The sequence below is a fragment of the Gemmatimonadota bacterium genome (genome assembly GCA_016714015.1).
Classification (GTDB): Bacteria; Gemmatimonadota; Gemmatimonadetes; order Gemmatimonadales; family Gemmatimonadaceae; genus Pseudogemmatithrix.
The window spans coordinates 41,020-60,089 of sequence record JADJNZ010000011.1; the positions used below are offsets into that span (position 1 = coordinate 41,020).

23 protein-coding genes and 1 tRNA gene are annotated in these 19,070 nt (G+C 71.5%); 4 read left to right on the forward strand and 20 right to left on the reverse strand.

The window, feature by feature from the left end:
• Positions 1-61: 61 nt before the first annotated feature.
• The 8 genes from IPJ78_18450 to IPJ78_18485 form a co-directional block, all read right to left on the reverse strand.
• Positions 62-418 (reverse strand): P-II family nitrogen regulator, encoded by a 357-nt coding sequence (locus IPJ78_18450; GenBank protein ID MBK7908516.1) that lies wholly within the window; start codon positions 416-418, stop codon positions 62-64.
• Positions 418-1,662: an ammonium transporter gene (locus tag IPJ78_18455; GenBank protein ID MBK7908517.1), complete on the reverse strand. Its 1,245-nt coding sequence runs from the start codon at positions 1,660-1,662 to the stop codon at positions 418-420. The genes IPJ78_18450 and IPJ78_18455 overlap by 1 nt, the downstream gene beginning before the upstream one ends.
• 227 nt (positions 1,663-1,889) lie before the next feature.
• Positions 1,890-3,026: a hypothetical protein gene (locus IPJ78_18460; protein MBK7908518.1), complete on the reverse strand. Its 1,137-nt coding sequence runs from the start codon at positions 3,024-3,026 to the stop codon at positions 1,890-1,892.
• Entirely contained in the window at positions 3,023-4,174 is a 1,152-nt protein-coding gene (locus tag IPJ78_18465) for a hypothetical protein (protein ID MBK7908519.1), read from the reverse strand. The genes IPJ78_18460 and IPJ78_18465 overlap by 4 nt, the downstream gene beginning before the upstream one ends.
• Positions 4,167-4,823 (reverse strand): hypothetical protein, encoded by a 657-nt coding sequence (locus IPJ78_18470; protein ID MBK7908520.1) that lies wholly within the window; start codon positions 4,821-4,823, stop codon positions 4,167-4,169. The genes IPJ78_18465 and IPJ78_18470 overlap by 8 nt, the downstream gene beginning before the upstream one ends.
• Positions 4,823-5,728, reverse strand: a complete 906-nt coding sequence (locus IPJ78_18475; protein MBK7908521.1) for an ABC transporter ATP-binding protein — start codon at positions 5,726-5,728, stop codon at positions 4,823-4,825. Before IPJ78_18475 ends, IPJ78_18470 begins: the two co-directional genes overlap by 1 nt.
• Complete coding sequence (locus tag IPJ78_18480) at positions 5,725-6,102, reverse strand: GntR family transcriptional regulator (GenBank protein MBK7908522.1); 378 nt, start codon at positions 6,100-6,102, stop codon at positions 5,725-5,727. Before IPJ78_18480 ends, IPJ78_18475 begins: the two co-directional genes overlap by 4 nt.
• 100 nt (positions 6,103-6,202) lie before the next feature.
• Positions 6,203-7,489: an acetyl-CoA hydrolase/transferase family protein gene (locus IPJ78_18485; GenBank protein ID MBK7908523.1), complete on the reverse strand. Its 1,287-nt coding sequence runs from the start codon at positions 7,487-7,489 to the stop codon at positions 6,203-6,205.
• Positions 7,490-7,583: 94 nt separating this feature from the next.
• Here IPJ78_18485 and IPJ78_18490 point away from each other — a divergent pair.
• Together IPJ78_18490 and IPJ78_18495 are read left to right on the forward strand one after the other, a co-directional pair.
• Positions 7,584-7,656 (forward strand) — tRNA-Gly (locus IPJ78_18490).
• A 64-nt stretch (positions 7,657-7,720) separates the two neighbouring features.
• The gene (locus IPJ78_18495) at positions 7,721-8,215 is read left to right on the forward strand and encodes a GNAT family N-acetyltransferase (GenBank protein ID MBK7908524.1); all 495 of its coding nucleotides are present in this window, start codon (positions 7,721-7,723) and stop codon (positions 8,213-8,215) included.
• Here the strand turns inward: IPJ78_18495 and IPJ78_18500 are convergent.
• Positions 8,199-8,654, reverse strand: a complete 456-nt coding sequence (locus IPJ78_18500) for a hypothetical protein (GenBank protein MBK7908525.1) — start codon at positions 8,652-8,654, stop codon at positions 8,199-8,201. The genes IPJ78_18495 and IPJ78_18500 overlap by 17 nt on opposite strands.
• Positions 8,655-8,707: 53 nt before the next feature.
• Here IPJ78_18500 and IPJ78_18505 point away from each other — a divergent pair, with 53 nt between their 5' ends.
• Positions 8,708-9,577, forward strand: coding sequence for an AraC family transcriptional regulator (locus IPJ78_18505; GenBank protein ID MBK7908526.1), 870 nt, complete (start codon positions 8,708-8,710; stop codon positions 9,575-9,577).
• On the opposite strand, the gene chrA is transcribed toward IPJ78_18505, so the two are convergent.
• The gene (gene chrA, locus IPJ78_18510) at positions 9,546-10,763 is read right to left on the reverse strand and encodes a chromate efflux transporter (protein ID MBK7908527.1); all 1,218 of its coding nucleotides are present in this window, start codon (positions 10,761-10,763) and stop codon (positions 9,546-9,548) included. The genes IPJ78_18505 and chrA overlap by 32 nt on opposite strands.
• A gap of 34 nt (positions 10,764-10,797) precedes the next feature.
• Between chrA and IPJ78_18515 the strand changes: the two genes are divergently transcribed.
• Positions 10,798-11,196: a hypothetical protein gene (locus tag IPJ78_18515; protein MBK7908528.1), complete on the forward strand. Its 399-nt coding sequence runs from the start codon at positions 10,798-10,800 to the stop codon at positions 11,194-11,196.
• On the opposite strand, the gene IPJ78_18520 is transcribed toward IPJ78_18515, so the two are convergent.
• The 10 genes from IPJ78_18520 to flgG form a co-directional block, all read right to left on the reverse strand.
• Entirely contained in the window at positions 11,174-11,617 is a 444-nt protein-coding gene (locus IPJ78_18520) for a response regulator (GenBank protein ID MBK7908529.1), read from the reverse strand. The two genes, IPJ78_18515 and IPJ78_18520, sit on opposite strands and share 23 nt — an antisense overlap.
• Before the next feature lie 30 nt (positions 11,618-11,647).
• Complete coding sequence (locus IPJ78_18525; protein ID MBK7908530.1) at positions 11,648-12,481, reverse strand: OmpA family protein; 834 nt, start codon at positions 12,479-12,481, stop codon at positions 11,648-11,650.
• Between the two features lie 6 nt (positions 12,482-12,487).
• Positions 12,488-13,354: a flagellar motor stator protein MotA gene (gene motA, locus IPJ78_18530; GenBank protein ID MBK7908531.1), complete on the reverse strand. Its 867-nt coding sequence runs from the start codon at positions 13,352-13,354 to the stop codon at positions 12,488-12,490.
• A gap of 448 nt (positions 13,355-13,802) precedes the next feature.
• Positions 13,803-14,192, reverse strand: a complete 390-nt coding sequence (locus tag IPJ78_18535; protein ID MBK7908532.1) for a carbon storage regulator — start codon at positions 14,190-14,192, stop codon at positions 13,803-13,805.
• A gap of 17 nt (positions 14,193-14,209) precedes the next feature.
• Positions 14,210-15,643: a flagellar hook-associated protein FlgK gene (gene flgK, locus IPJ78_18540; protein ID MBK7908533.1), complete on the reverse strand. Its 1,434-nt coding sequence runs from the start codon at positions 15,641-15,643 to the stop codon at positions 14,210-14,212.
• Positions 15,644-15,647: 4 nt separating this feature from the next.
• Entirely contained in the window at positions 15,648-16,166 is a 519-nt protein-coding gene (gene flgN / locus IPJ78_18545; protein ID MBK7908534.1) for a flagellar export chaperone FlgN, read from the reverse strand.
• 39 nt (positions 16,167-16,205) lie between these two features.
• Complete coding sequence (locus IPJ78_18550) at positions 16,206-16,544, reverse strand: rod-binding protein (protein MBK7908535.1); 339 nt, start codon at positions 16,542-16,544, stop codon at positions 16,206-16,208.
• Positions 16,541-17,653, reverse strand: coding sequence for a flagellar basal body P-ring protein FlgI (locus tag IPJ78_18555; GenBank protein MBK7908536.1), 1,113 nt, complete (start codon positions 17,651-17,653; stop codon positions 16,541-16,543). Before IPJ78_18555 ends, IPJ78_18550 begins: the two co-directional genes overlap by 4 nt.
• Positions 17,650-18,279 carry a flagellar basal body L-ring protein FlgH gene (locus tag IPJ78_18560; GenBank protein MBK7908537.1) on the reverse strand — a complete coding sequence of 210 codons (630 nt, stop codon included), beginning with the start codon at positions 18,277-18,279 and terminating at the stop codon, positions 17,650-17,652. The genes IPJ78_18555 and IPJ78_18560 overlap by 4 nt, the downstream gene beginning before the upstream one ends.
• Entirely contained in the window at positions 18,276-19,061 is a 786-nt protein-coding gene (flgG, locus tag IPJ78_18565) for a flagellar basal-body rod protein FlgG (GenBank protein MBK7908538.1), read from the reverse strand. Before flgG ends, IPJ78_18560 begins: the two co-directional genes overlap by 4 nt.
• Between the last annotated feature and the right edge of the window lie 9 nt (positions 19,062-19,070).

The window sequence follows — 19,070 nt, forward strand, 5'->3', positions numbered from 1 at the left end:
GCGCTCCTTCGGGGGCGCCCTTCGTGTTTCGCACCTTCGTCTTGGCGCCGACGGCCGACGGTCAGCTCGCCGCGATGGGGGTCACGGCGCTCGAGTCGGTCTCGCCGGTCCGGATGCGGACGACGCGCTCCACCGGCATCACGAAGATCTTGCCGTCGCCGACGTCGCCGGTGCGCGCGCCGGCGACGATCGCGTCGATCGTCGGCTGCACGAACGGCTCGCTCACGCCGATCTCGAGCCGCACCTTCGCCTGCAGGTCCATCTTCACCGTCACGCCGCGATAGGTCTCGACGTGCTCGGTCTCGCCCCCGTGGCCCTGCACCTTGCTCACCGTCAGGCCGCGCACGTCGGCGCGGTAGAGCTGCTCGAGCACGGCGGTGAGCCGCTCGGGACGGATGATCGCGACGACGAGCTTCATCAGGCGCTCCGGGCGAGCGGGGTGGTGACGATCGGGTGCGTGGCGGTCGGCGCGAGCGCCGGGGTGACGCTCTCGAGGACGAGGATGGCGCCTTCGCCGTCGGTGTAGCCCTCCTCGCCGTGCTCGCCGACATCGACGCCGGCGGCCTCGTCACGCGCGGTCACGCGGAGCGGCACCACCTTGCCGATCACGAAGAGGATCGCCCAGGTGGCGACGGCGGTCCAGGCGGCCGCGACGGCCACGCCGAGTGCCTGCAGCCCGAGCTGCATCGGCGCGCCCTCGAGGAGTCCGGCCGGACCGCCCCACGCGGTGCTGGTGAAGACACCGGTGAGGAGGGCGCCGACCGCGCCGCCCGTGCCGTGGGCGCCGAGGACGTCGAGCGAGTCGTCGAGGCGCGTGCGGACGCGGTAGAGGATGACGAGATGGCAGGGGATGGCGGTGAGTGCGCCGATGGCGAGCGCGGCGCGCGGGCTCACGAAGCCGCAGGCGGGCGTGATGGCGACGAGCCCGACGACGAGCGCGGTGCCGGCGCCGACCGCGGTCGCGCGACCGGTGCGCCAGTACTCGAGGGCCATCCACATCGCCATCGCGGCGAACGGCGCGAGGATGGTGTTCACCGTGGCCTGCACGGCGGTGCCGTTCACCGCGAGGGCGCTGCCACCGTTGAAGCCCACCCAGCCGAACCAGAGCAGCGCGGCGCCGGTGAGCATCATCGGCACGTTGTGCGGGAGGAAGGCCTGTCGCCCGTAGTCGCGACGCGGGCCGACCATGAGCGCCGCCACCCAGGCGGCCGTGCCGGCCGTGATGTGCACGACGGTGCCGCCGGCGAAGTCGAGGATGCCGAGCTTGCCCATCCAGCCGCCGCCCCAGACCCAGTGCGCGACGGGAGAGTAGACGAGGAGCGTCCACGCCCCGAGGAAGAGGACGTACGCGCTGAACCGCATGCGCTCGACGATCGCGCCCGAGATGAGCGCGGCGGTGATGATCGCGAAGGTGCCCTGGTAGGCGAAGAAGAGCAGGTTCGGGATGGTGCCGCCCTCGCGCAGTTCGAGGCCGATCCCGTTCATCAAGGCGAACGAGAGGTCGCCGAGCAGCGTGCCGCCGGTGCCGAAGGCGAGGGAGTACCCGAGGAGCGCCCAGAGGAGGCCCACGACGCCGACGGCGACGAGGGACATCATCATGGTGTTGAGGATGCTCTTGGCGCGGACCAGCCCGCCGTAGAAGAGGGCGAGGGCGGGGGTCATCAGGAGCACCAGGGCGGTGCTCAGGAGGACGAAGAGAGTGTCGGGTGCGTTGAGGGCAGGCGGCACGGAAGGCGGCGGCTGGAGGTCGGGTGACCGGCAGCCGGAATACTATTCATGTCGTGCCGCAAACGCAAGAAATCACGCACAAAAACACTGAATCATATCGAAAATCGCACTTCTGTCACGAAAAACAAGACAAATTCGCACTTCTCGGCCTCGCCTCCGCGTCAGGTCATCGCCCGCCGGGCCCGGAAGATGGCGAGCGAGGCCGCCGCGATCACCACCGCGAGCGCGAGCGCATTCTGGTGCATCGGGATGCCAGGCCCCGGCGTGTACGGCTCCGTCCGCGCCGAGAGATAGCCGTGGACCCAGGCCGCGAAGGGCTCGCCGGACGATGCCGTGTACGCCTCCCGCAGACCGCGCGGATCGCGCCAGAGCTGCCCGAACCGTTCCTCGCCGAGCTCCTCGAGCAGTCCGGCCATCATCGCGGAGCGTAGCAACCAGTTCTCGGGCTGCCAGCGCGCCGAGTTGTTGACCTGCACGCCCGGGAACTCCGTCACGAGCGCCGTGCGGTCGATCGGCTGTGGTTCGAACCACTCGGAATAGATGGCGGAGGAGACGTCCGCGCCGATGAAGCGATCGCACGCCTCGAGCCGACCGACGCGGCACGCGAGCGCGGCCTCGGCTGGCTCGTTCCACCCCCAGATGCGGATGCCGAGCGCGACGCGCGACGTATCGCCGACGTAGGCGGGCGGGACCTGCAGGAACCGCGCGGCGATCCCGCGGGTCTCGCTGAGCCAGGCGGCGGTCCCCTCGCCCGGCTGGCCGAACGCCGCATGGAACGCGCAGGTGCTCAGCAGCCGCTGCGACGCGACGGGGAAGAACTTCGAACGCGAGGAGGGCTGCAGCACGTAGCGCACCACACACGGCTCCCCGGCGCGCTCGGGGAGCACGACCGCCTGCGTATAGAACCCGCCGGCCGCAGGCCCCGAGTCCACCTCCACGATCACCGCCACCGGATAGCGCGTCGGCAGGGCGTCGGCGCCGCGCAGTTCGCCCATCACGCGCTCCTCGATGAGGTCGCGCGTCGCCTGCGGGACGGCGGGAGCGAACCGGAAGAGCGGGCGGTCGGCGGGCACACCCGTGACGCCGCGCGCGGCGACGCGCGCTTCGCCGCGCGAGACCACCACGCTCGCGACGTTGAGCCGGCCGCGCTCGGTGTTCCAGACCTCGAACAGCGAGTCGGAGCGCGAATCCATCCCCCAGAACGTCGTGCCCGTGGCCTCGGACTTGGGGACGATAACCGCGGCGGCGGTCGCCGCGGCGAGCACCGTGCCTCCCACCCACTTGAGCACCGCGTTCATAGGAACCTCCGGCGCGTGGCCAGGGCGAGCAGGATCCCGCTCCACGCGAGGGTCGTGAAGAACAACGGCACGGTTGTCGCGCCGCGTGTCTCGTCGAGCGCGCGGAAGACGCGGGCCCGCCAGCCGATGAGCAGCGAGTCGGACGAGACGCCGGCGATGTGCGCGGCGGCCTCGACGGACGACGCATCCTTCCGCTCCGCGGCGCGCGCGACCGCCTCCGTCCCGCCGATCTCGATCGCATACGTGAGCAAGGTCCCGCGCGAGGCCGCGTTGAACGGATCCGGGATGTCGACCCGGTCCATGAGCCGCGCGCAGACCGCCTCGTTCCCGGCGAGGCAGGCACGGCGCTCGGCGAAGAAGACGCTGTCGCCGAGCGCGGGGAGCCGCCCGACGGTGACGATCGCCTTGAAGTCGACCGGGTCGTAGTAGTGGGTGGGGTCCTTCGCGCCGTCGAACGGCAGCAGGAGCGTCTCGCACGCGGCAACCGCACCGTTGGCGCAGCGGCGGGCGGTGCCCGACCACGACGTCGCGAGCCGACGCGCCACCTCGGCGAAGATGTCCTCGTTCGGCATGAACGCCGCGTAGCCGGCCATATGGCGCAGTGCAGGGGTGGCGGCGACGAGCGAGACGCCCGCCGACATCAGCACGAAGCGCTCGACCTCGTCCACGGCGACCGGACTGACGGTGACCCCCGGCTCCTGCTTGACGTCGAGCCGTGCGAGCCGGACGCGATGCCGGAAGTCCACGCGTCGCAGGCCCATCTGGTCGCGCGCGGACGGGTCCTCGTACTCGATGCCCCAGCGCGCGGAGGCGAGAAGGGCGACGGCGGCCGCGCCATGGCGCTCACGCAGGATCCGCTCGGCGCGCGCGAAGCCGGCGACGGCGGCCGCACTGTCGCCCGACGGGAGCCCGGCGCTCGCGGCGACGCTGCCGATCGCGCTGGTCACGAGGGGGTGATCGAAGACGACCGTCCGGCCGAAGCGGCCATCGTAGACGCGCCGCGCCTCTGTCGTCCGTGCCGACTGTTCGTTCTTCCGTGCCCGCCACGTCTCGAGGTCCTGCGCACCGAGGGGCGCCATCGCGGCGCCGCTCGACAGCGCCATCGCCGACGCGGCCGCCCAGATGAGGACGCGCCGCCGCTCAGACATCGATCAGCATCCACTCGGCGCCGAAGACGCCGAGCGGCCCCGGGTACTCGAAGAGCGCGCCGAGCAGGTTCGTGACCCACTCGCTGTGCCCGGTGCTCTCGGCGCCGATCGCGAAGACGGAGAAGCCGACGAGCAGGATGAGCAGCACCTTCGCGGCGCTCTTCCCCGACAGATACTGCAACGCGAACGTCAGCGCGTACCCGACGAACGAGCCGAGAAGGAAGCGTGCGGCGAGCCCGATCGGATACGCGTGCAGGGTGCTCGGGATCTCGATCATCGCGAGGATGAGGAGCGAGCCGAGCAGCAGCGCGAGGGTCGGGACGACGAGCAGCACCGCGCCGGCGCCGAAGCGGAGCATGACGTAGCGATGCCACGGCAGCGGGAGCGAGAGCGGGTAGACGTGCTTCGCCGCGGCATCCGCCTGCCACGCGTGCGCGACCATCACGAAGCCCGTGAGGAAGGCGAGGATCGCGAGCGCGGTGCCGAGGATGCCGAACCCGCTCAGCACCTCCATCGCCGAGGCGGTCCGATAGTAGGAGCCGTGGAAGGTGCGCCAGATCGCAGCGGGCGCCGCGAAGCTGAGCACCGAGAGCGTCGCGAGGGAGATGCGCGACCACTTGATCTGGGTGTACAGGATCTGGCCGAACATCAGCGGGTCTCCTGGGTGACGGTGCGGGCGCCGCGGAGCAGTTCGACGAAGCTCTCCTCGAGGTCGAGGTCCTGGATCTCGCGCACGTCGGCACCGACGCGCTGGAACCACTCGCGCATCTCCGGCTGCCAGCCGCGCACGACCCACTCCTCGTGCGACGCGGTGAGCGTCTCGCGCGAGAGCAGCGCGAACGGCGCCGCATCGCGCACCACCGGGGCCTGAGAGACGCGGAGCCGCTTGATCCCGCTCCGGAACTCCTGCATCGGCAGTTCGGCGATCATGCGGCCGCCGTCCATCACGCCGACCCAGTCGCAGATGCGCTCCTGCTCGTGCACGAGGTGGCTGGAGATGAACACCGTCGCCTGCTTCGCTTCGACGTACTCGACGAGCGCGCCGAGCACTTCGCGGCGGATCACCGGGTCGAGGCCGTCGGTCGGTTCGTCGAGCACGAGGAGCTCGGCGCGCTGCGAGAGCGCGAGGAGCATCATGAGCTTGCCGGCCTCGCCCTTGGAGAGGCGCTGGACGAGCTGGTCCTCGCGGAGCCCGAAGCGCTTGCGGAGCCGCTCGGCCTCGGTGCCGTCGAAATCCTTGTAGAAGGCGCGATGGTAGCGGATCGACTCATCGACCGTGAGCGACTGGTAGAGGTGCAGCCGCTCCGGCACGTACCCGATCCGCTCGAGCGCCCGATGCGCGAACTTGGGCACGCTGTGGCCGAGCACCTCGATCGCGCCATCGGCGGGCGGGAGCATGCCGAGCATGAGGCGGATGGTCGTCGTCTTGCCCGACCCGTTGGGGCCGAGGTACCCGTAGATGGCGCCGGTCGGAACCGTCATCGCGAGGTCGCGGATGGCGAACTCCTTTCCGGCGCGCCAGGCGAGATTGCGGATCTTGATCGCGTCGGTCACTTGGACTCCGGGAGTTCGCGTTCGAGGGCGGTGTGCAGGTCGGAAGGGGAGAGTCCCTGCCGCGCGGCCTCGGTGAGCATCTGGCGGACGAAGCGCTGGGCGGCGACGGACTTCTCCTTCGCGCGCGTCTCGGTGGGGACGTCGGCGACGAAGGTCCCGGAGCCCTGCCGCATCTCCAGGATCCGATCGCGTTCGAGCTCGCGATAGGCTTGGACGATCGTGGCGGGATTCACGCGCAACTGGGTCGCCAGGGCGCGGACGCTGGGGAGACTCTCGCCCTTGACCAGCTCACCCGCCGCGACCGCCAACCGGATGCGGTCGGCGATCTGGGCGTAGAGCGGCGTTGGGCTGCGAGGATCGATGGATTTGAACACTTGCCCTACTGTGTTGGTGTAACCATACAGTAGGACGACCGGGAATCCCTGTCAAGAGCCCGGAAGCGGCGACGGGGCGCCGCGGGGACCGGCCCCCGGGTCAGAGCCCCCGGCGGGCCGCCTTGGTCAGCTCGGCGCGGAAGTCGGGATGCGCGATGCTCGTGAGCAGTTCGGCGCGTTCCCGCAGGCTCTTGCCGTGGAGGTTCACCGCGCCGTACTCGGTCACGATCCAGTGCACGTGCCCGCGGGTGGTCACCACGCCGGAGCCTTCGGTGAGCGTGGCCGCGATGCGCGAGAGCTTGCCGCCGGCGGCGGTGCTCGGCAGCGCGATGATCGGCTTGCCACCGGCGCTGCGGGCGGCGCCGCGGATGAAGTCCATCTGCCCGCCGATCCCCGAGTAGATGCGGCTGCCCATCGAGTCGGCGCAGACCTGACCGGTGAGGTCCACCTGGATGGCGCTGTTGATCGCGACGACCTTCGGATTGCGGCCGATGCGCCCGGTGTCGTTGGACATGTCCGCGCTGATGAACTCGACCTCGGAGTTGTCGTTCACGAAATCGAAGACGCGCTTGGAGCCGAGCACGAAGCTCGTGACGATGCGGCCGGGGAAGATCGCCTTGAGGCGGTTGTTCACCGCACCGGCCTCGACGAGATCCACGAGGCGGTCGGAGAACATCTCGGTGTGCACGCCGAGGTCGTGCCGGTCGTGCAGGCGGCTGAGCACCGCGTCGGGGATGGCGCCGATGCCCATCTGCAGGGTGCTGCCGTCCTCGACGAGCCCCGCGACGAGCTCGCCGATGCGCGCGATGACCGGCGACTCTGCCTCGGGGAGATGCTGCGGGAGCGGCCGGTCGGTATGCGTGAAGGCCTCGATCTCCTCGAACGGCACGGAGGTGTCGCCGTGCGTGCGCGGCATCTGGTTGTTGATCTCGGCGATGATCATCGGCGCGCTGTCGACCGCGGCGCGTGCGGCGTCGACGCTGGTGCCGAGGGAGCAGTAGCCGTGCCGGTCGGGTGGCGAGAGCTGGACGAGCGCGGCGTCGAGGCGGACGCGCCCGCTCAGGAAGAGCGAGGGGACATCGGAGAGGAAGATCGGGACGAAGTCGGCGCGGCCGGCGTTCACCGGCTCGCGCATGTTGGCGCCGGTGAAGAGCGAGACGGAACGGAAGCGCCCGACGTGCTCGGGCGTGGTCCACGGCACCGGGCCTTCGAGGTGCAGGTGGTAGAGCGTCACGTTCTCGACGTCGGCGCGCTTGGCGAGCGCCTCGAGGAGCGTGGTGGGCGTCGCGGCGGAGCCGTGGACGAAGACGTTCATGCCGGAGGAGATGCCGCGGACGGCCTCCTCGGCGGGGAGGGAACGGGAGTTCCAGTCGGGGACGGGGCGCATGGGCCGAAAGGTGACAGGGGGGTATGTCGGGGGGTAGCGGGGACGTCACCACCCGCTTGTCGGGGTTCCCGCCGCGGGGTATACTCCACTGCACGCGGGCGTAATTCAGTTGGTAGAATGCCAGCTTCCCAAGCTGGACGTCGTGGGTTCGAGTCCCATCGCCCGCTCCTCCGCAGGACCGAAGCCCCCGGCGCACTGCGCCGGGGGCTTCGTCACTTCCATCCTATTCCGATGCCCACCATCCGCGCCGCCGTTCCCGCCGACCTGCCCGTGATCGGGCGCCTCGGTGCGATGCTGGTCCGGCTCCATCACGAGATGGACGCGGCGCGCTTCATCGCGGCGACCGCGCAGACCGCGGAGGGATACGCGGGATTCCTCGGGACGCAGCTGGAGGAGCCGGACGCGCTGGTGATGGTCGCCGAGCGAGCGGGCGTGGTGGTCGGCTACAGCTATGCGGGGATGGAAGGGCAGGACTGGATGACGTTGCGCGGTCCGGCGGGCGTGATCCACGATCTCGTGGTCGACGCCGCGGTGCGCAATGCGGGGACGGGGCGCGCCCTGCTCGAGGCGACGATCGCCGAACTCGAGCGGCGCGGCGCCCCGCGCGTCGTGCTCTCGACCGCGGCGCGGAACGAGGCGGCGCAGCGGCTCTTCGCCCGCGCCGGCTTCCGACCGACGATGGTGGAGCTGACGCGCGAGCGCGGCGCGCTCACCGATCGCAGCTGATCCGCTTCATCCGGAAGTCGATCCCGCGCTGCTGGCCGCCCTGCGGCCCCTCGATGCGCGCGACGAGCGAGTCGCTTCCGATGCGCCGGTAGATGATCCGCTGCGGGAAGTCGTGCTGGAGGTTCTCGAACGTGACCGCGGTGTCACTCACGACGGTCGCGCCGAAGGCGGTGGCGGTGCCGCCCCCTGGCTGTGCGACGTACGTCGGCGTGCCGCCGCGTGGCTCGATGCGCAGGAACTCGAACTCGCGTGCGACCTCGCGGATCACCGTCCGGCTGGTGCCGAGCATGAGGCCGCCAGCCGGCGCGATCCAGCTCTCCTGCGTGACGCGGGTGGGGGTGCGGAGCTCCCAGCAGCCGGCGAGCCAGCGGAGCTGCTGCACCTGGGCGGAGGCCGAGGCGGGGACGAGGAGGGCGAAGGCGAGGAGAAGTCGGCGCATGAGGGGAGGGAGGAGAGGTTGCCCGGAGGCTAGCGGGCCTCGCGTGGAGGCGCTTGCACGAATCCGACGCGCGGCGGGATCTTCCGGGGATGGAGTACGTCGAGCGGCCCCCGCATCCCGAACTCGCCGGGCTCGTGCGCACCTACTGGTGGTTGCGCGGCGAGCCGGATCCCGATGGCGTTGCCGAGCCCGCGCTGCCGGATGGGTCGCCGGAGTTGATCATCAACCTCGGGCCGCCCTGGGAGCACGTGGCCGCCGACGGCACGCGCACCCTGCAGCCGTCGGCCTTCCTCGTGGGGCAGATCCTCGGTCCGATGGTCGTGAGGCCGACCGGCCGGATGGACCTCGTCGCGGTGCGGCTGGAGGCGCACGCCGCCTCGCTGCTCCAGGACGACGTGTCGGCGCTCACGGACTCGTGGGCGCCGGTGGAGTCGCTCCGTGCCTCCGCCCAGCCGGCGCTCGCGGCGCTGCGGACGGAACTCTCGCTCGAGTCCGATCTCGAGGCGCAGGTGCTCGCCCTCGACGACGCGATGCGTGCGCTGGTGGAGGTCTCGTCGCCGCCGGACGAGCTGGTGGGGCAGGCGGTGCGGGCGATCCGCGGGTCGCATGGCGCGGTGGAGATCGACGCGCTGGCGCGCACGCTCGGCGTGACCACTCGCACGCTGCAGCGGCGCTTCGCGACGGCGGCCGGCCTCTCGCCGAAGATGCTCGCACGGATCGTGCGCTTCCAGCGGGTCTTCGCCGCGTGGCGCGACGACCCCGCGAGCTGCTCGCGCGTCGCGCTCGAGTGCGGCTACTACGACCAGTCGCACCTGGTGCGCGACTTCCGCGATTTCGCCGGGGCGCCGCCCGCGGGATTCCTCGCCGCGATGCCCGCCTTCACCGCCGTGTTCACGGCCGCGCGGTCGCGACCCACCCGATGAGCGCGCCGCCGAGCACGAGCCAGACCGAGTTGACGCGATAGCGCAGCAGCAGCCCGAGCGCGAGGACGAAGAGCGGCACGGCGAGCGAGGGCGCGGCGAAGGCATCCCGCGCGAGCGGGAGCGTGGCCGCGAGCATGAGCGCGAGCGAGGCCGCGTTGAGCCCGCCGAGCACCGCGCGCGCGGCCGGTGCGTCCTTGAGGCGATGGAGCAGCGGCGCGGTGGCGGCGACGAAGACGAACGCGGGGAGGAAGATGCCCGCGGTCGCCACGAGCGCGCCCGCGTGGCCGGCCACCAGATAGCCGACGAAGGTGGCGGTGGTGAAGAGCGGGCCGGGGGTGAACTGGCCGACGGCGATCGCGTCGAGCAGCTGCGACTCCGTCAGCCATCCGGTGCGTGTGACGAAATCGGCACGCAGGAAGGCGATGAGCACGTAGCCGCTGCCGAACAGGACGGCGCCGGTCTTGGCGAAGGCGAGGAAGAGCTTGACCAGCGTGACCGGGATGGCCACGGCCGCCGCACCGCCGCCGAGCATCGCCATGGCATTCGCGGCTTCCGGACGCGCACCGGCGCGCACGGCGGACGCCCACGGCAGCGGCAGGACCAGCGACGCGCCGCGTTCCCAGAGGTTGCCGCCGCGCGTGAGCCGCCAGTCGAGTCCGGCCAGTCCCGCGGCGGCCGCGAGCACGACGAGCTCGTGGATCCCCAGCGCGATGCCGAGGAGCGAGAGCGCCCCGATGGAGAGCGTCATCGCCGAGACGAGGGCGGTGCGTCCGAGGGACCAGAGCGCCTGCACGATGATGGCGAGGACGACGGGCTTGATGCCGGCGAGGAGACCGGCCGCCGCCGGGAGCGCGCCGAAGCGCACGTACGCCCAAGCGATGGCCCACACGATCGCCATTGCCGGGACGATGAAGCAGGCGCCCGCGACGAGGAGCCCGGGCCATCCCGCGCGTGCATAGCCGATGTGGATCGCGAGTTCGGTGCTGTTGGGGCCGGGGATGAGTTGCGAGGCGCCGAACAGGTCGAGGAAGGCCTCGCGCGACATCCAGCCGCGGCGCCGGACGACCTCGTCCTCCATCATCGCGACGTGCGCGGCCGGTCCGCCGAAGGCGGTGGCGCCGAGACGGAGGAAGAGCGCGGCGAGGTCGCGGAGCGGGGTGTGCACAGCGAGGGAATATCGGCCGATACTCAAGGCAATGCGAACCTCCTCGGAGCGGGTGGTGACACCCGTTCATGCTCCATCGACGCGGACGGGGACGCCGCCGCACGGCCCGCCTCTGGGGCCGGTGCAGGGCGTCGTCGTCTCGCCGCGCGCGCTTCGCGTCACGCTCGTGAACGCCGTGCTCGGCCTGGCCGCGCTCATCTGGTTGCTGCCGGCGCCGTGGGGCGGGGTGGTGCCGGTGCTGCTCCTCGCGCAGGTGGTCTGGCTCCGGCATGGCGCGCTGGCCGCGATCGTCGGACTGCTCGCGGGGAGCGGACTTGGCGCCGGGCTCGGCGTCCTGCTCGGCATGGAGGATGCGCGCCGCGCCGCGGTCGCGTTGTCGTTGCTGCTCCTCCCCGCGATGGCGGCCTGGCCGCGTCGCGAGGCGCCGATCCTCAGCCCTGCGCGCGCGCCTTGAGCTGACGCTCCACTTCGAGCTTGAGCGCGTCGATGCGGAGCGGCTTGGCGAGGAAGCCATCGACCGAGGCCATGAGGTCGGTGATGCGCTGCTCGGTGCCGCGCAGTTCGCCGGACATGAGGAGGATCCCCACGCGCGGCTCGCGCCGGCGCGCCTCGGCGATGAGCACCTCGACCATCGGGCCGGGCATCTGGACGTCGGAGATGATCACCGCGATGTCGCGCTCGCGGGCGCGCCAGTGCTCGAGGGCGGCCGGGACGTCCGCGGCCTGGAGCACCTCGTAACCGGCCCGCTCGAACGCCAGCCCGAAGGCGCGCAGGAGCGACTGCTCATCCTCGACGAGGAGGAGGCAGGGCCGCGGGCGCGGTCCAGGTCGGAGCGTGTTCGCGTCAGGCACGGACGGTCGGCTGGTGGCGAGCATCAGTACCCGGACGAACCGGGTTCGGGGCGGTCACGGTACCGGAGCCGCCGCGACGTCTGACGGGGTCTGTTCGGGGCCGCCGGGGCCTGCGGTGCGGAAGGGGAGGAGCACGGAGATGCGCCGGTTGCGCGGGTCGAGGGGGAAGTCCACGATCTTGGGGCTCCGATCCGCCATTCCCCGCACCGAAACCACGCGGTCCGGGGTGACGCCTTGCGTGAGCAGGGCGCGCCGCGCCGCGTTGGCGCGGTCGGACGAGAGCTCCCAGTTGGAATACCCCCCAGCCCGCACCAAGGGCACACCGTCGGTGTGCCCCTCGATGATCACGGCGTTGGGGAGGACGGCGATCTCGGCACCGAGGATGGCGATCGCGCGCAGCATCGGTTCGGTCATCACCGAGGAGCCCGAGGCGAAGGTCGCATCGCCGATGAGGCCCTCGCCGAACTCGATGCGCAGCCCTTCCGAGGTCATGCGCACGTCGATGTTCCCCTCGAGGCCGCCGAGGTCCGACTGGTCGAGTGCGGCCTGGAGGCGTTCGCGGGTCGACTCCATCGCCGCTTCCTCCGCCATGCGGGCCGGCATGGGCGATTCGCGCATGCCGAGCACGGGCGTGTTGCCCGAGCCCATGGGACTCGAGCCGGAGCCGAAGCCCTTCTTGAAGCCCACCGGGTTGGAGAAGTAGCCCTGGATGGATTCCTTGGCGCTGTCGTCCATGCCGACGATCCACATCACCATGAAGAACGCCATCATCGCGGTGACGAAGTCGGCATAGGCGACCTTCCACGACCCGCCGTGGTGGCCGGCATGTCCGCCGCCGCCCTTCTTCTTGATGATGACCTTCTTCTTGTCCTTCCCGGCCGGAGGCATGGGCGGTTACGCGGTCTGCGACTTGGTGCCCTTCATGAGTTCCTCGAGCTTGGTGAAGCTCGGGCGGACATGCGGGTCGAGCGAGCGGCGGGCGGCCTCGGTGGTCTGCTTGGGCGCGTCGCCGCGGGCGAAGGCGAGCAGGGCGGCGCGGAAGACCTGGAGATACGCGTGCTCGGACGCGAGGCGTCCCTCGACCGCGGTGGCCATGGGGCCGACGACGCCGTACGCGAGCAGGATGCCGAGGAAGGTGCCGACGAGCGCGGCGGCGACCTTCTCGCCGATGACCGACGCGGCACCACCGATCGAGCCCATCGTGATCACGACGCCGAGCACCGCGGCGACGATGCCGAATCCGGGCATCGCGTCGCCCATCTTGTTGATCGCGGCGGGGATGAGCGCTTCCTCGTGATGATGCTTCTCGAGGTCGGCGTCGAGCACGTCGGCGAGATGGTGGTCCTCGATCGCGCCCGACGAGAGCGACTTGAGCGTGTCGGTGAAGAAGTCGACGGCGTGATGGTTCTTGAGGAAGAACGGGTACTTCTGGAAGACGGGGCTCTTCTCGGGGTCCTCGATGTGCGCATCGAGGCCGACGAGGCCATCGCGCGCGGCGATCTGCATGATCTCGTAGATCATCTGCAGCTGCTGCGCGTAGACCTCGGCGGTGTACGGGTTGGGCTTGAGGAGCCCGAGGAGGCGGGAGACGCTGCCCTTGATGACCGACACCTCGTTGCTCACCACGAACGCGCCGATGGCGGCGCCACCGATGATGATGAACTCGGACCACTGGAGCAGCACGCCGACCTGGCCGTGATGCATCACGTAGCCCCCGATGATCGAGCCGAACAGGACGACGAAGCCAGCGATGAGTTGCACGAGGTCCCGGAAGGGTTGCGGGAAGGGGCGCCCCGCCGTCATGGAACGGGGGTGCCGACACCCTCAGTATCGGCCTCGGGAGGGGGAACGTGACCGCATCGGATGCGGAGGACGGCGCCGTGACACTCGTGATGCGCGGGCTGTTGCATGAGCTCGCGAACATCACCACGGCGGCCGACGGTGTCACCTCGTCACTGCGCCACGATGGCGCAGCGGCCCTGCCACGCGCGCCCGAGGATCTGAGCGCGGTGGTCGACCGGCTCTTCGCGATGCACGCCGATCTCCGCTCACTCCTCCCCGACCGCGAGGGCGAGATGGCGCTCGATCCGCGCGCGGTCGCGGCCGAGGTCGCACGGCTCCTCGCCTGGCACAACGAACGCAAGCTCGCGGTGACGGTGGACGACGACCCCGTGCCGCCGATCCTCGACGTCCCGTGGAAGGCCCGGCGTCAGCTGTTGGCGGCGGTCGATGCGGCGGCCGGCGCCGCGAGCGCCTTCCGCTTCAGCTTCCGTGCCGAGGGTGACTCGGTGATCGCCGTCGCGTCCGACGGCGTGACGTTCTGGTCGGCGCCGACACTCGCGGCCGCGCGCCGCCGCGAGCGCGACGGGCGCGCGGGCTGAAGCGGGCCGAACCCGAGGCGCGCGAGCGCCTCGGGGGTGGCGACGGCGGCGACGGTCCCGGCGGTGACCTGGTCGACGATCTCCTGACGCAGGATGGTGACCTCCGGCGGCGCCTCGATGCCGAGGCGCACCTGTCCGCGCTCCGTCGCGATGACGATGACGCGGATCCCGCCCGCGAGCAGGATGGCCTCGCCGGCGCGTCGAGAGAGGATGAGCACGGGGGCCTCTCGGCCGGCTACCGCAGCTCGAGCAGCGTCTGCGACATCCGGTCCGCCGTGGAGATCAGCTTGGCGGCCGCCGCATAGGTCTGCTGGAACTTGATGAGCCGCACGAGTTCCTCGTCGACCGAGACGCCGGACACCGACTGCCGTCGCGTGTCGGACTGCGTCGCGATCGCGTCATCGACCTCGGCGCGGTCGGTCACGCTGCGCGTCGAGAAGGCGATGCCGGTGGCGATGCGCTGGAGGAAGGTCCCGGCCGACTCGGTGACGCGCGGAGACCCGTCCGGATTGGTGAAGCCGATGGTCGCCGTGCGGAGGCCCGAGATGCCGAGCGCGACACTGCCGTCGCCGGGGCCCGTGGCCGTCGCGGCGGAGGCGGCGATGGCGCTGGACGACGCGGCGATGGCGCTGTCGAGCCGGATGCCGCGCGCCGTGCGCAACGGATCGGTCTCGGACGTGGCCATCGGATCGCTGGCGAAGAAGTCGCCCGCGGGGGTCGCGACCGGCGGGGTCCCCGACCAGGTGACACCGGTGCGGTGGAGCGCGTTCACCCCGTCGACGATGCCGCGGGTGAGCGTGTCGAGTTCGGAGGTGAGCGCCGGGATGTCGATGACGGACAGCTGGCGCAGCGCGCCGAGTTCGCCGCCGATCTGCACCGGCCGCGTGGGCAGGCTCGCGCGCGTCACCTCGGTGATGCCGTTGACCGTGCTCGTGGTGAGCGGCCGGACCTGCGACCCGTCCACCAGCGAGAGGCCGTTGAGGAGGACGCCGACCGAGCCGTCCGCAGACTCCAGCACCTCCGCACCGGTGAGCTGCACGAGCCGATCGAGCTTGAGGTCGCGCTGGTCCCGGAGCGTGTTGGCGCTCTGGCCACCCGATTCCGCGGCGACGATCTCCTGGTTGAGGTCGGCGATCGCGGTCGCGATCTCGTTGACCTCGTCCACCGCGGACTCGAGGCGCTGCCGCGTCTCGACCTGCAGCTCGTCGAGCCGCTGCGCGGAGCGATTCAGCTGCTGCGCGACCTTCGCGCCCGACTCCTGCACCGCGCCCTGCACGCCGCTCGCCGACGGCCGGGCCGCGAAGTCGCTCCACGCGCCATAGAACGCGTCGAGCGCGGCGCTCAGGCCCGTGTCGCTCGGCTCGCCGATGATCGTCTCCATGCGCGCGAGCGCCTCGGAGCGGACGCGTCCGCCCGAGGCATCCGCGGAGGCGCGGCGGAAGCTCGCGTCGAGGAACTGGTCGCGCGCGCGCGACGTGCCGGTGATGCGCACGCCGGCGCCGAACTCGCCCTGCACGAAGCGGGTCGGGAGCTCGGCGGCCGTATCGACGCGCTGCCGCGAGTAGCCCTCGGTCTGCGCGTTGGCGACGTTGTTCGAGGTCACCTCGACCGCGCGCTGCGCGGTGAGGAGACCGGATCGGGCGGTGTTGAGGATCGAGCTCAATGACATGGGATCACCCCCTCAGGTCCATGAGACGACCGCCACCACCGCCGGCCGCCATCGCGGCGCGGCTGGGGGCCGGGTAGGACTGCGGTGCGGTCGCCTGCGCGCCGGTGAGGATCCGGAAGAAGGCATCGCCCGACGACATCGCCGCCTGGAGCAGCCGCCGGTTCTGGTCGACCGCCGCGACGAGCCGCTTGGCCGAGGCGCGGAGGTCGGCACTCGCGGACCGCTCCGCCTCGGACAGCATCTCCCCCCAAGCGTTCTCGAGGTCCTCGAGCCGCCCGTCGCCGCCGCCGCAGGCGACGATCACGACGCTCCGGCGCTGGCTACGCGCCTCGCGGTACGCCCCGAGCAGCCGGTGCGCGGCGAAGACCGAGTCGTTGACCGCCTCGATGTCGTCACGCGAGACCGCGCCGCGCTGGCGCTCGAGGGTCGCGACGAGGTCCTCGAGCACGGCGTGCTCATCGCGCAGCGCGCGCAGCAGATGCCCGGGGGAGAGGGCCGCGGCGGATCCGGCGGGCAAGGGCATCTGAACGGTGGAGGAGGACATGGCTGGGCGCGAGAAGGGCTATCGGTCAGTATCGGCCGATGGGCCGAGACGTTCACGAAGGGCGTCGAAGAGTGACACGGAGAGATCGCGGGGCCCGCCGTCCTGCACGGCCACCTGCTCGGCGATCCGCTGGTCGAGCATGGAGCCGAAGAGGTCCTCCCCGGGGCCGCGCTCGAGGAACCCGTCCGTGGGGACGGAGGCGCGCATCGCCTGGAAGAGCTGCTGGACGAAGAGGCCCTCGAGCGCCTCGGCGGACTTCTTCAGGGCCGCTTCGTCCCGGTCGCGGCGCGTCTGGGCCCCGACGGACGCGTTGGTGGCGCGCGCGGTGGCGTCAGGACGGATGGTGGGGAAGTTCATCGGACCACGACCTCGACGGGGAGCGCGCCGACCTGCCGGAGCGCGAGGAGGATGGCCGCGACGTCGCTGGGTTGTGCGTCGACGGCGCGGAGGGCGGCGGTGACCTCGAGGACCGAGGTGCCGACCGGGAGGCGGAGCGAGATGCCACCGTCGGCGAGCGCGGCGGACGAGTCGCGCGGGGCGGCGGGGGTCGCGCTCGGCCCGGTGATGGAGAGGAGGACGCGGCCCTGGCGCACGACGGCGGCGCCCACGGCGGCGTCGCCGCCGGCGACGACGAGGCCGCTGCGCGCGTCGAGGAAGACGGCGTTCCGTTGCGACGGACGGACACGGAGGTCGAGCACCTTGCCGATCGCCTCGGCCTTCTCGTCGGTGGTGCCGGTGAGCGTGAGCGCGATCGCGCCCGGATCCTCGACCTTCGCCTTGCCTTCACCGAGCGCCGCGTTGATCGCCGTGGCGATGCGCTGCGCGGTGGAGAGGTCGGGCTCCTTGAGCCAGAGCTTGCTCGCGAGTTCGACGGTGGGCCGCGGGAGGTCCTGCTCGAGGACACCGCCGTCGGGGATCGCGGCATGGTTCACGGGCGAGGCGGAGCGGGCGCGCCACCGGACGTTCACGGCGCCATCGGCGGCCGAGGCATCGTCGATCACGAGGGAGCCCTGCGCCGTCGCGTAGGCCGGCCCGCCGGGGCCGGCGACGAGCGGCGTCACCCAGAGCACGCCGCCGCGGAGCGAGCGCGCGTCCCCGAGCGCGGCGACGTGCGTGATGAAGCGGCCGCCCGGACGGAGGTAGGGCGAGACCTCGGCGGTGACGAGCACCGCCGCGACGTTCGCCGTGCGCAGCATCTCCGGCGGGACGGTGAGGTCGAAGCGCCGCAGGAGGTTCACCACCGCCTGGACGGTCATGCCGCCATCGCGCGTGGTCATCGAGCGGTCGCCGGTGCCATCGAGCCCGACGACGAGGCCGTAGCCGACGAGGCGCTGCGGGACCGCCGAACCCTCGATGGTGAGGTCGGCGATGCGCGGCTCCTGCGCGCGGAGCGACCCGCCCGTGGTCGCGACGAGCGTCGCGAGGAGGAGGGCGTGCCAGAGCACGGTGCCGCCGCGGGTCCTCATGGCCAGACCAGCCCGAGGATGCGCCCGATGATGCCACCGCGCGTCTTCCCGAGCCGCCCCTTCTGCTTGACGGTGATCTTGGCGTCGGCGAGACGATCGCCATCCGCCTGGTTGTCGATCGTGACATCCTGCGCCCGGAGGACGCCTTCGACGGTGACCTCCTGCTGGTTCTTGTCCACGTTGACGGAGCGCGTGCCCTTCACGGTGTAGGTACCGTCGGGCTGGCGCGCGACGACGCGGACCGCCACGGTCGTGCGGAGCGCCGAGGCGCGGCTCATGTCACCGGTCTGGTCGGAGCTGGCGCGCCGGCTGTCGCCGAAGCTGCCGGAGATCGGCGCGGCGCCGCCCGGCGGGGCGAGTGCCACGCCCATGTCGCGCTGGGTGTTGTCGCGCCCGGTCTGCGTTCGACGCGCCGAGGCGAGGACGGCCTCGTCGACGTAGAGCGTGATCACGTCGCCCACCGCGAGGGTGCGCGAGTCGGCGAGCCAGCTCGTCGGGGCGGCCCGCGGTGCCGGGGCGGCCGCGGTCGTCGCGGCCGGGGCGGGGGCTTGCGCCTCGCCGGACGCGGCGAGCGCGATGAGCAGCAGCGCGACGGCGCTGCCATGGAGGCGAAGGGGAGTGATCATCGGATGAGTTGGGTCGCGACCTCGGACATCTCGTCCGCGGCCTTGACCGACTTGGAGTTGATCTCGTAGGCGCGCTGCGCCGCGATCATCTCGACCATCTCGGTGACGATCTCGACGTTGCTGGACTCGAGGTAGCCCTGCACGATGCGGCCGAAGCCCTCGTCCTCCGGCATGCCCTCGAGGGGCACGCCGCTCGCCGGCGTCTCGGTGTAGAGGTTCTCGCCGAGGGCCATGAGGCCGGAGGGATTGGGGAAGCGATGGAGCGAGATCTGGCCGAGCTGCACGAGCTCGCCGTTGCCGCGGAGGGCGCTCACGATGCCGGTGCGGCTGATGCTGATCTGGCCGGCACCGGCGGGGATGGAGATGCCCGGTTCGATGGCGAGGCCGGCCTTGGTGACGAGCGTGCCCTGGTCGGAGACGTCGAACCCGCCGTCGCGCGTGTAGGCGCGGCCGCCGCTCGGGAGGCGCACGGCGAACAAGCCTTCGCCCTCGACGGCGACGTCGAGCTCGCGCTGCGTGTTCTCGAGCGTGCCCTGCGCATTGGCGCGGTTGACGGCGGCGAGGCGCACACCGCGTCCGACCTGGATCGCGCCGAGGGTGTCGGCGCCGGAGGTGCCGACGACCTGCACCTCGCGCATCGACTGATAGAGCAGGTCCTCGAACGAGGCGCGGCTCCGCTTGAAGGCGGTGGTGTTGACGTTGGCGAGGTTGTTGGCGATCACCTCGGTGCGCGTCTGCTGGGCGGCCATCCCGGTGGCGGCGATACGAAGGGCGGGGATCATGGCAGTGTG

Coding starts and splice junctions, on each gene's coding strand:
- IPJ78_18450 (MBK7908516.1), bottom strand. CDS start 418: ATGAAGCTCGTCGTCGCGATCATCCGTCCCGAGCGGCTCACCGCCGTG.
- IPJ78_18455 (MBK7908517.1), bottom strand. CDS start 1,662: ATGACCCCCGCCCTCGCCCTCTTCTACGGCGGGCTGGTCCGCGCCAAG.
- IPJ78_18460 (MBK7908518.1), bottom strand. CDS start 3,026: ATGAACGCGGTGCTCAAGTGGGTGGGAGGCACGGTGCTCGCCGCGGCG.
- IPJ78_18465 (MBK7908519.1), bottom strand. CDS start 4,174: ATGTCTGAGCGGCGGCGCGTCCTCATCTGGGCGGCCGCGTCGGCGATG.
- IPJ78_18470 (MBK7908520.1), bottom strand. CDS start 4,823: ATGTTCGGCCAGATCCTGTACACCCAGATCAAGTGGTCGCGCATCTCC.
- IPJ78_18485 (MBK7908523.1), bottom strand. CDS start 7,489: ATGCGCCCCGTCCCCGACTGGAACTCCCGTTCCCTCCCCGCCGAGGAG.
- IPJ78_18495 (MBK7908524.1), top strand. CDS start 7,721: ATGCCCACCATCCGCGCCGCCGTTCCCGCCGACCTGCCCGTGATCGGG.
- IPJ78_18500 (MBK7908525.1), bottom strand. CDS start 8,654: ATGCGCCGACTTCTCCTCGCCTTCGCCCTCCTCGTCCCCGCCTCGGCC.
- IPJ78_18520 (MBK7908529.1), bottom strand. CDS start 11,617: ATGCTCGCCACCAGCCGACCGTCCGTGCCTGACGCGAACACGCTCCGA.
- IPJ78_18525 (MBK7908530.1), bottom strand. CDS start 12,481: ATGCCTCCGGCCGGGAAGGACAAGAAGAAGGTCATCATCAAGAAGAAG.
- flgK (MBK7908533.1), bottom strand. CDS start 15,643: ATGTCATTGAGCTCGATCCTCAACACCGCCCGATCCGGTCTCCTCACC.
- flgN (MBK7908534.1), bottom strand. CDS start 16,166: ATGCCCTTGCCCGCCGGATCCGCCGCGGCCCTCTCCCCCGGGCATCTG.
- IPJ78_18550 (MBK7908535.1), bottom strand. CDS start 16,544: ATGAACTTCCCCACCATCCGTCCTGACGCCACCGCGCGCGCCACCAAC.
- IPJ78_18555 (MBK7908536.1), bottom strand. CDS start 17,653: ATGAGGACCCGCGGCGGCACCGTGCTCTGGCACGCCCTCCTCCTCGCG.
- IPJ78_18560 (MBK7908537.1), bottom strand. CDS start 18,279: ATGATCACTCCCCTTCGCCTCCATGGCAGCGCCGTCGCGCTGCTGCTC.
- flgG (MBK7908538.1), bottom strand. CDS start 19,061: ATGATCCCCGCCCTTCGTATCGCCGCCACCGGGATGGCCGCCCAGCAG.